General features: G+C 61.1%; 10 protein-coding genes. All 10 read left to right on the forward strand.

The features are described 5' to 3' along the window. The first annotated feature begins 97 nt into the window (after window positions 1–97). Entirely contained in the window at window positions 98–1,360 is a 1,263-nt protein-coding gene (locus RDN59_RS05195; RefSeq protein WP_308606922.1) for a M18 family aminopeptidase, read from the forward strand. A 38-nt stretch (window positions 1,361–1,398) separates the two neighbouring features. After that, window positions 1,399–2,235 (forward strand): tRNA (adenine-N1)-methyltransferase, encoded by an 837-nt coding sequence (locus RDN59_RS05200; protein ID WP_010186638.1) that lies wholly within the window; start codon window positions 1,399–1,401, stop codon window positions 2,233–2,235. A 44-nt stretch (window positions 2,236–2,279) separates the two neighbouring features. Further along, on the forward strand, window positions 2,280–3,848 hold the full coding sequence (arc, locus tag RDN59_RS05205; protein WP_308606923.1) for a proteasome ATPase: 1,569 nt from the start codon (window positions 2,280–2,282) through the stop codon (window positions 3,846–3,848). Window positions 3,849–3,850: 2 nt separating this feature from the next. Continuing rightward, window positions 3,851–5,395, forward strand: coding sequence for a depupylase/deamidase Dop (dop, locus tag RDN59_RS05210; protein WP_308606924.1), 1,545 nt, complete (start codon window positions 3,851–3,853; stop codon window positions 5,393–5,395). 36 nt (window positions 5,396–5,431) lie between these two features. Then, on the forward strand, window positions 5,432–5,623 hold the full coding sequence (locus tag RDN59_RS05215; RefSeq protein ID WP_010186632.1) for a ubiquitin-like protein Pup: 192 nt from the start codon (window positions 5,432–5,434) through the stop codon (window positions 5,621–5,623). Between the two features lie 47 nt (window positions 5,624–5,670). Continuing rightward, window positions 5,671–7,053, forward strand: a complete 1,383-nt coding sequence (gene pafA / locus RDN59_RS05220; protein ID WP_308606925.1) for a Pup--protein ligase — start codon at window positions 5,671–5,673, stop codon at window positions 7,051–7,053. 31 nt (window positions 7,054–7,084) lie between these two features. Continuing rightward, a complete protein-coding gene (locus tag RDN59_RS05225; RefSeq protein ID WP_308606926.1) occupies window positions 7,085–8,128 on the forward strand; it encodes a WYL domain-containing protein in 1,044 nt (347 codons plus the stop codon). Beyond that, a complete protein-coding gene (locus RDN59_RS05230; RefSeq protein ID WP_308606927.1) occupies window positions 8,121–9,086 on the forward strand; it encodes a WYL domain-containing protein in 966 nt (321 codons plus the stop codon). Before RDN59_RS05225 ends, RDN59_RS05230 begins: the two co-directional genes overlap by 8 nt. An 82-nt stretch (window positions 9,087–9,168) precedes the next feature. Beyond that, window positions 9,169–9,432: a Sec-independent protein translocase subunit TatA gene (gene tatA / locus RDN59_RS05235; RefSeq protein ID WP_070446624.1), complete on the forward strand. Its 264-nt coding sequence runs from the start codon at window positions 9,169–9,171 to the stop codon at window positions 9,430–9,432. Between the two features lie 198 nt (window positions 9,433–9,630). Then, complete coding sequence (gene tatC / locus RDN59_RS05240) at window positions 9,631–10,620, forward strand: twin-arginine translocase subunit TatC (protein WP_308606928.1); 990 nt, start codon at window positions 9,631–9,633, stop codon at window positions 10,618–10,620. Window positions 10,621–10,650: the final 30 nt, after the last annotated feature.

Raw genomic sequence — 10,650 nt, forward strand, 5'->3', positions numbered from 1 at the left:
AGAGGGCTAGTCGTTTCGGCATAATGTTTCTCAGCCTAGCGCATAGGCACCCACAGTCCTTCCGGCATGACCCGGCAGGTCGTGGCAAGCTGGAAGCATGAGCACTACACAAGATTTTCTCGATTTCATCGGCGCCAGCCCGTCCTCCTACCACGCGGCTGAGGAGGTAGCGCGCAGACTCGTTGAGGCGGGTTTTAGCCGCCAGGATGAGTCCGTCGAGTGGTCAGCCGAAGCGGGCGGCCACGTCATGGTCCGGGGTGGTGCGGTCATGGCCTGGTTTGTCCCCGAGGGCGCGAGCCCAGACTCCGGCTTCCGGATTATCGGCTCCCATACGGATTCGCCCGGGCTGGCTCTCAAACCGACCCCAGACTTCGATTCTGCCGGTTGGCAGCAGGTGGCTGTGGAAGTCTATGGCGGCGTGCTTCTTCACAGCTGGTTCGACCGAGAGCTCACCGTGGGAGGCCAGGTCATCACGAAGGATGGTAGCCGCCACTTGGTCAACACCGGCCCCTTGCTGCGCTTGCCTTCGCTGGCTATCCACCTCTACCGCAAGGATGAGTTCAAGCCGGATCGCCAGCGCCACATGCAGCCGGTGCTCTCCGTGGGCACTCCGGAGACGTCGGTGATGGGGGTCGTCGGCAAGCAGCTCGGCGTTGCCCCGGAAGACATAGCTTCCTTCAACCTCATTACCGCCGATGCCCAGCGCGGTGAGGTCTTTGGCGCCGGCGAAAAGCTCATCGCTGCTGGACGCATGGACAATCTCTCTTCCGTTCACGCCTCCCTGCGTGCCCTCCTCGCCGCCGCCCGCAACGCCGACTCAATTGAGCACAAGGACATCCTCGTCATGGCGGCCTTCGACCACGAAGAGGTCGGTTCCTCCTCGCGCTATGGCGCGGGTGGCCCGATTCTGGGTGATATTCTGACCCGCACCGCACGGGCGCTCGGGGCGAACGAGGAGCAGCGCTTCCAGATGTTCGCGCGCTCCAGCTGTGTGTCTGCGGATGCCGCCCACTCCGTGCATCCCAACTACGCGGAGAAGCATGATCCCACGCACCACCCGATCATCGGCCAGGGACCTGTGACCAAGATCAACGGCAACCAGCGCTACGCTTCCGACGCCAACACTGTGGCCCTGTGGGAATCTGCCTGCCGCCGCGCTGAGGTGCCCTACCAGCGCTTCGTAGGCAATAACGACGTGCCCTGTGGCTCCACCATCGGCCCGATTTCCGCCACCCGCTTGGGCATTCCCACCGTCGACGTGGGAGTGCCGATGCTCTCGATGCACTCGGCCCGCGAGCTGGTGGGCGAGCGCGACCAACTATGGCTTGGTAACGCCCTTGAGGCATACTTGGTGGGTTAATCCTTGCCACCTTCAACTATGTGAAAGGTTCCCACGCCATGGCTTATTCTGGCCCCTTCCGCTACGGCGACCGCGTGCAGCTCACCGATGCCAAGCGGCGTCACTACACCATCGTCCTCGAGGAGGGAGGCCAGTTCCATTCGCACAAGGGCATCATCAACCACGATGATGTCGTCGGCATGGATGAAGGCTCCGTCATCGATTCGACTCTGGGTAGCTCCTTCCTCTTGTTCCGCCACCTCATGGTGGACCATGTCCTGTCGATGCCACGGGGTGCTGCGGTGATCTATCCCAAAGACTCCGCGCAGATTCTGGTCGAAGGCGATATCTTCATGGGCGCCCGCGTGCTCGAGGCTGGCGCCGGTTCCGGTGCTCTCTCGATGACGTTGTTGCGCGCCGTGGGGCCAGAGGGCCACGTTTTCTCCTATGAGGTGCGCGATGACCACTTGGAATACGCCGTGGACAACGTCACCGAATACTTCGGTAAGCAGCCCGAATGGTGGAGCCCGCGTCTGGGGGACTTGGCCGATGTCACCGTCGAGGAGCTGGGCGGCCCCGTGGACCGCGTTATTTTGGACATGCTCGAGCCCTGGGAGCACCTCGAGAAGGTGCGCGACATCCTCATCCCGGGCGGCGTTTTCATGACCTATGTCGCCACCGTGCCGCAGCTGATGAAGGTGATGGAGGGCATCCGCGAGCTCAAGTGCTTTACGGAGCCGCGGGCCTGGGAGTCCCTCGTGCGTGAATGGAAGGTGGAAGGTTTGGCCACCCGCCCGGAGCATCGCATGAACGCGCACACGGCGTTTCTGATCTGGACGCGCCGGCTTGCCGACGGTGTCACTCCACCCCGCCCGCAGCGCCGCGCCCGAAAATAAGCCCCGAGGTTAAACGTGGCGCACTGCGCGCTAGGGTGGACTCTATGAACGATGCCACTCATTCCCAGGAACTTGGCCAGCAGCGTCGCCAGATAGAGCAGCTCGCTGAACGCAATGCCAAGCTTGCTGCCCTGTTGAAGGATGCGCGCACCAAGCTTCAGCAGATGCTCGCGGAGGTTGATGCCCTTGCGGAACCCGCCTCCACATACGGTGTCTTTCTGGGCTATTCCGGGCGCGCGCATGATTCACGCCGTGACGCCGAGGTTTATACCAATGGCCGAGCCATGCGGGTTAAGATTTCGCCGAACCTGGAGCCCGGCTCCCTGAAAGTAGGGCAGCAGGTGCGCTTGGGCGAGGGCTTCGTCGTCGTAGAGGCCTGCGCCCCGGTAAATACGGGCGCGCTGGCGACGCTCCAAGAACGTCTCGGCGCCGACCGCGCCGTGGTCATCAATTCCTCTGGTGAAGAGCAGGTTGTTCTCCTCGCCGCAGCACTGCGCGATACCGTGCGCGCCGGCGATACCCTCTTAGTCGAGCCGAAATCAGGCGTGGCCACCGAGCGCGTGCACAAGACCGAGGTAGCGCAGCTCACACTGGAGGAAGTGCCGGACGTCTCCTACGAGGACATCGGTGGCCTGGACGAACAGATCTCCCTTATCCGCGATTCCGTCGAGCTGCCTTTCCTCCACCCAGAGCTCTACCGCCAGTACGATCTCCAGCCGCCTAAGGGCGTGCTGCTCTACGGCCCACCCGGCTGCGGCAAGACGCTCATCGCCAAAGCGGTGGCGCATTCGCTGTCCGCGTCCCTGGGGGCCACTGCGCCCAGCTACTTCCTCAACGTGAAGGGCCCTGAGCTGCTCAACAAGTTTGTCGGTGAGACTGAGCGGCGCATCCGCCTCATTTTTGAGCGCGCCCGCGAACTTGCCTCCGAGCCCACGGCCGATGGCAGCCAGCGCCCGGTCATCATCTTCTTCGATGAGATGGAGTCCATCTTCCGCACGCGCGGCTCCGGTGTGTCTTCCGATATGGAAACCACCGTTGTCCCGCAGCTGCTGACGGAGCTGGACGGCGTCGAGAAGCTCAGCAACGTCATCGTCATCGGTGCCACCAACCGTGAGGAACTCATCGACCCAGCCATCATGCGCCCGGGACGCCTCGACATCAAGATTCGCGTCAACCGGCCGACCAAACAGGGCGCTCGCGAAATCTTCGCCCGCCACTTCTCGGAATCAGTCCCGCACGAGGGCAACCTTTCCCAACTCATCGATACCGCAGTCGAAGACCTCTACGCCGAGCGGCCGTTTGTCAAACTCCACTTCGCTAACGCGGATCCGCGCGTGCTGCACTACCGAGACTTCGTGTCTGGCGCCATGATCGCCAACATCGTTTCCCGTGCCAAGAAGCTAGCGATTAAGGAAGCGTTGGACGCAGCCACTGCCACCGATGGGGCGCAGTCCACCGGCATTACTGCAGCGCATCTCCACGAGGCTATAGCCGCGGAGCAGGCTGAATCGGAATACGTCCCCACCTCCGCCAACCCGGAAGAGTGGGCGAAGATCGTCGCCGGTACCTCTGCTGGCGCATATGTCACGCAGGTCGAATTGATGGGAGTGTAGCCATGAGCCGTGTTCTAGGAACCGAAACTGAATATGGAATCTCCACGCCGTCCAACCCGGCGCTGTCACCGATTGTGACCTCCACCCATGCTGTTGTGGCTTATGCCGCCCTGCATACCGGTGCGCGCTCCCGCTGGGATTTTCGGGAGGAGCACCCACTGCGCGATAGCCGCGGCTTCGATCTCAAGCGCTACCACACCGTGCCCGTCGTGGACCCGAACGCCTTGGGTGTGGCCAACGTGGTGACCGCCAATGGCGCGCGTTTCTACGTCGATCACGCCCACCCTGAGTACTCCTCGCCGGAGTGCACGAATGCCTGGGATGCGATGCTTTACGACGCCGCTGGCGACCTCATCTTGCGACGTGCAGGGGAGGCCGTAGCATCGCTGACCGCGCAGGGCACGTCCGTGTTGGCCACGCATGATCCCTGCCCGCCGCTGAAGTTCTACAAGAACAACGTGGACGGCAAGGGGGCTTCGTATGGCAGCCACGAGAACTATCAGTACTCCAGGGATACGGACTTCGACGACATTGCCCAGGGGCTGATTCCCTTCTTCGTTTCCCGCCAGGTAATCACAGGTGCCGGCCGTATGGGCTTGGGCGCTGACGGTGAAGAGCCAGGCTTCCAGATCTCGCAGCGCGCGGACTATATCGAGCAGGAGATCTCCTTGGAGACCACCCTCAACCGTGGCATCATCAACACCCGTGATGAACCACACGCGGTCGCCGAGGACTTCGGTCGCCTACACGTCATCATCGGTGATGCCACGATGTCCCACACGTCGACGCTGCTCAAACTGGGCATGACCTCCCTGGTGCTGGATGCCATTGAGAAAGGAGTTGATTTCAGCGATCTGCGCCTAGCAGAGCCGGTGGAGGAGGTGCAGCGGGTGAGCCGCGACCTCACCTTGACGCACCAGCTGGCGCTTCGCGACGGCCGCCGCCTCACCGCCCTCGACATCCTCGCCGTCTACCGGGAGAGGGTCACCGCCACCACTGAGGCGGATGAAAAGGTGCTCGCCGCCTGGGATGAGGTTGTCGCGCTTTTGGCTGATAATCCGCTCAAGGCCGCCCACCTGCTGGATTGGGTGGCCAAGTATCGCTTGATTAAGGGCTACCTCGACCGCGGCGTGGCTGCCGATGACCCGAAACTGGCGCTCATCGATCTGCAATACACCGATATCGATCCGGCCAAGTCCCTCCACCATGCGCTCGTGCGCAAGGGGCAAATGCGTACCTTGGTCAGCGAGGAAGAGATTGCCGCGGCTGCCGACACTCCTCCTGCGGATACCCGCGCCTACCTGCGCGGCCATGCCACCCGGAAGTTCGGGGAGGATGTCGTGGCGGCGTCCTGGCAGTCGCTGACCTTCCGCATCGGTGAGGCCGAGGGAGCCAACTCTGGTACTGCCTGCGTGGCGCTCGACGACACCACAAGACTCGGGCAGGACGAGGTGGGCGTTCTGCTGGAATCTGCGGGCAGTGCCGCCGACTTCGTTGATAATTTGCGCCAGCTCGGGGTGCGAATCGAGTACCCTACACTGTATTAGCGCAGCATTTTCCACTCGCGAAAGGAGCTCTTAAGAATGAGCGGACAGCAGTCTCAGATCAACGCCGGTGGCGGCAACGGTCAAGGAGGCGACACTCCGGAGTTCGACGCCGGACAAGTCAGCATCAACAGCGCGGGTACCGATGACCTCCTCGATGAGATTGACGGCCTTTTGGAGTCCAATGCCGAGGAGTTCGTGCGCTCCTACGTCCAAAAGGGCGGCGAATAAAGGTGGAGCAGCCCTCCGATAGCGCCCCCGTTTATGCACGGCGGATTATGGGCATCGAAACCGAGTACGGCATTACTGCGAGCGCAAGCGATGGACAGCGGGTGATGTCCCCGGATGAGATCGCCCGCGTGCTTTTCCGGCCCATCGTGTCGACGTACTCCTCCTCCAATATCTTTAGCCCCAACGCCTCCCGTCTCTACCTTGACGTCGGTTCCCACCCGGAGGTCGCTACCGCCGAGTGCGATAGCCTGAGCCAGCTCATTGCCTATGAGCGCGCCGGCGATGCCATGGTCAATCGCATGGCCGTCCAGGCAGAGGAAGCCCTGGCGGACGAGGGGGAGAAGCGCGCCGTCTATTTGTTCAAGAACAATGTGGACTCTGCGGGCAATTCCTACGGCTGCCACGAGAACTACCTCATCGGCCGCCACGTGGTGCTCAAGGACCTCGGCAAAGCTCTCCTGCCGTTCATGATCACCCGGCAGCTCATCTGTGGCGCGGGGATGATTAGACCTGCCAGGGGAGAGGAACCTGCGCGGTTCGTGCTCTCGCAGCGCGCCGACCAAGTCTGGGAAGGCGTGTCCTCCGCCACGACTCGCTCGCGGCCCATCATCAATACTCGCGATGAACCGCATGGTGATTCCAAGCGTTTCCGCCGCATGCACGTTATCGTTGGCGACTCCAACATGGCTGAGCCCACAATTGCCCTCAAAGTTGGCTCCACGCTCCTCATGCTGGAGATGCTGGAAGCGGGCTTTGAGGTGCCGGCATTCTCGGTACTCGAGCCAATTAAACACATTAGGGCTATCGCCCTCGACCCCACCGGCCGCACCGAGCTCCCGCTTGAGGGAGGCGGCAGCACCACCGCGCTCGCAGTGCAGCAAGAGCTCTGTACCGCCGCTGAGCGTTGGCTGGAACACCGCGAAGACACAGGCACGCCGACGGCTGAGCTGGCCCGTGTCGTGGACTTGTGGAAGCGCACCCTCCAGGCCATTGAGACTCAGGATTTCTCCGGTGTTGACCGCGAGATCGACTGGGTCATCAAGCGCAGCCTGCTGGAGCGCTACCGCGAACGCTTAGGCGGGGATTGGGCGCATCCCAAGCTGGCACAGATTGACCTGACCTACCACGACATCCGTCCCGGCCGCGGCCTCTACAGCGTATTAGAGCAGCGCGGCATGGTGAAGCGCTGGATCGACGATGCTGCAATCGATGCCGCCATCGACACCGCCCCGCGAACTACCCGCGCCAAGCTGCGCGGGGAGTTTCTCGCTGTTGCCCGCGAGCTCGATGCCGCGGTGACGGTGGATTGGACACGGATGAAGGTCAACCGCCCAGAGCCCATGACCGAGGAGTTCTCCGATCCCTTTGTGTGCGAGGATCCGCGCCTTGAAGGATTGTTAGACTACATGCGTTCGCATACAGGCTCTTAGAGCCTTAGAGCTGATCAAGGAACCTGCCACTATGCCCTCAGCAGATCGCCCCGCAGCCCGGACGCCGGTCAGAGACCGCGCCATCGAAAGGCTCACCAACCTCACCTTTGCACTGCATGGCGCAGCGCACCAAGGCGGGGTCCCTGACCGCAGCGCAGCCTGGATCCGCAGCCATGTCGAGGGCTACCAGTCTCGTAGTGACGAGGCTTTTCAGAAACAACTTTCCCGCGACATTTTGACACTGCAGCGCGCTGGCGTACCGGTAGTGCACAGCAGCGGCGAGCAAGGGTCGCTATACCGTCTTGATCCCGAAACCTACCAGCTGCCTACCGTGGATTTCACCCCTGAGGAAGCCATGGTGTTGGGCGTTGCCGGCGGCATTGGCACCCCTGGGGGCTTAAGCGATTTCAGTCTGTCCGCGTGGACCAAGCTGGCTGCCTCGGGCGCCTCCCGCGATCTGAGCGGAGCGCCCGTCTACACTGCTGTCAATGATATGACCAGGCTGAGCCCGGAGCTCGTTACTGGAGTCATCACCGCAGTGCGGGCTGGGCTCCGCATCACCTTTGACTATTACGCGACGCCGTCCTCCGAAGCGGTGCGACGCCGCATGGATCCCTGGGGCCTGGTCAACCACCGAGATCGCGTCTACCTCGTCGGCTGGGACGTAGACCGCCAGGCACCCCGGACTTTCCGTGCTACCCGCGTGGACAACGTCAAGCGTTCGCGCCACGAGGCAACTCATTTGGAACCCACCGCTCCGCTGCAAGACCTCGTCGTCGAGGCTCTCGACCGAGGCGATACCGTCGATGCTCTCCTTGAGGTACCGCATGGGCAGGCTGCCGAGCTTGTCGCCGCCGGACGCAGGCGCGAGGATGGGCTCCTAGAGCTCACCGGCGTGCACCGCGACTGGTTGGTGCGCACGGCGGCCGGGTATGCTCCGGACGTCGTCGTGGTTGAACCGCCAGAAGTTCGTGCCGACATCATCGCACTCTTAAATGTCGGCGGGAACGATACAGCGACAACGGCAACCACGGTTAAGACCACGGAGTTTAGGGAGGAGTCCCGCCATGGCTGATCAGCCCCGCAAACTGCAGTCCCTGGTTCGTTCCCTCAACCTGATCCCGTACCTGCGCAACCACCCGGGGTTGACCCCTATGGAGGCCGCTGAGGATTTAGGGATGACCCCTGCTGAACTTAAGGATGCTGTCGATAGACTTTTCTGCTCCGGGGTGGGCCGCAATACCGAAGACCTCATCGACTTAAGCTTTAGCTACCGCGATGGCATCGAGATTTACAACGACCAGGGCCTCACCCAGGCACTGCGTCTGACCCCCACCGAAGCTGGTGCACTATTGCTCACCCTGGAGTCTTTAGAAGCGATGCCGGGGCTTGTCGACGTCTCAGCGGTCCACTCCGCCGCCGCGAAACTGCGCGAGATCATGGATGAAAAGACCGCCGCTATTTATGACTCGCTGGCCACGATTGATCCCGAAGAGTCGCAGGTGCAGGCCACACTAGCGGGGGCCGTCGACAAGCGCCGGCAAGTGCGTTTTACCTACTGGAGTATGTCCTCCAACCGGACCAGCGAGCGTACCGTGCATCCGGCCCGCATTTTCATCGTGGATGGCGAGCCCTACCTCGTGGCTTGGGATGACTCAGTGGGGGAGCACCGCACCTTCCGCCTCGACCGGATGAGTGATGTCGAGGTGCTCGAAGCTTCCGCTACCCCGCACGTGCGAGAGCTAGATTTCAACCCGGACTCGCCGTTTGGCCTAGATCACACTCTTGTTGCGGAGCTGGAGATTAACCAAGAATTCACCTGGCTCGCAGAACATTACGACATCACTCTAGGCGAAACACTTGAAAATGGGTTCATAGCTGCAACGATGCCGGTCGGATCGGAGGCGTGGTTTAGTCGTTTCGCCCTCGGCCAAGCAGACCGTTTGCGGGTCGTGGGGCCCCAGAAGCTTGTCGACGCCATTTCGGAGCATAGAAAACAGGCGCTAAAGCGTTATACTCAACTGCCAGACTAAGAGCTCTCTTGTGTGCGTCCCGTGCAGCACTTTGTTGCCTGGAACCGTACGCTTTATCGACCTAGAAAGAAGGGGCACCCCAATGACCGTGGGACCTTTGGAAATCGGCCTTGTCGTTCTCGTTATCGTGCTGTTGTTCGGCGCTAAGAAGCTGCCAGAGCTAGCACGCTCTATGGGCCGGTCCATGCGCATCTTCAAGTCTGAAGTTAAAGAAATGAAGGAAGAGAACAACACTCCTGAGCAGCAGGCCCAGATTGCTGCTTCCAAGAAGAATGACGAAGACTTCTGGAATAGCCCGGAGATGCAGCCGCGCGCTTCTAAGCCGGCTGACGGAAACCAGAACTAATAAACTTTCTTGGCAGGCTGGGCAGGCTCCGAGTTTCTCGGAGCAACGAAGCGCTAAGGCCTTGCTTGCCGCCGTGGGCTTTTCTGTGGAGGTCTTGCTTTGAGTACAGCGAGTACACCGTCGAGTGCTACTTCTAAAGCGCGGAAGCAAAAATGGAGCTCAAAGTTACGCCGCAAGCCCAAGAATCCAACGGGGGAGATGACACTAGTCCAGCACCTCCAGGAGCTGCGCCGACGCATCGTCATTTCCCTTCTCGCTCTCGTTGTGGGCGCCATCATCGGTTTCATCTGGTACCAGAACGCCCCGTTTGGGCTATCACCGCTGGGCGAAATCCTGCGCGGTCCTTACTGTTCGCTACCTGAGGAAAAGCGTATTTCTTTCAGCGCCGACGGTGAGTGCCGCCTGCTCGCCACCAGCCCGTTCGAAATGCTGCTATTGCGCCTCAAGGTCGGTGCGTTGGCCGGCACCGTATTGTCCTCACCGGTCTGGCTCTACCAAATCTGGGCCTTCATCGTGCCCGGCCTGCACAAGAACGAACGCCGCTTTACCTTCTTGTTTGTCTCGACAGCGGTTCTGCTTTTCGTCCTCGGCGCCGTTCTTGCCTACGTCATCCTTTCTGTGGGCCTGGAGTTCCTCATGGGCATAGGCGAGGAGTACCAGACTGCAGCGCTGACAGGTGAGCGTTACTTCTACTTCTTGCTGGCGTTGCTCCTGATTTTCGGCGTGAGCTTTGAGATCCCATTACTCGTGGTCTGCCTCAACCTCATTGGTGTCTTGGAGTATGACCACGTCAAGGACAAGCGTCGCATCATCATTGTCGCCATCATGATTTTCGCGGCGGTTGTCACACCGGGCCAAGAGCCCTTCTCAATGTTGGTCTTGGCCGGTGCCCTCGTAATCCTTGTCGAGATAGCTTTCCAGTTCTGCCGCATCAACGACAAGCGTCAGAAGCGCCAGCGCCCAGACTGGATGGACTTGGATGATGAAACTGCTTCTTCGTTGGATGAAGGTCCGGGTGCCATTGGCGCACCAACTCCGGTATCTGCGCCCACTAACGTTTCTGCGTCATCGACGCCGGTGTCTTCCAGGCCTGGCGCCCCGGTTTCGAGCGGTGAAGCTCGGGTGTCGAAGCCTCAACAGACGAACACTCAGCCCCCGCAGAGCGGCTTTTTCGACGACGTTCTCTAGCCTCGTCAGCCTTCTTAGGGATCTTGTTCA

Source organism: uncultured Corynebacterium sp., assembly GCF_902489365.1.
GTDB lineage: Bacteria > Actinomycetota > Actinomycetes > Mycobacteriales > Mycobacteriaceae > Corynebacterium.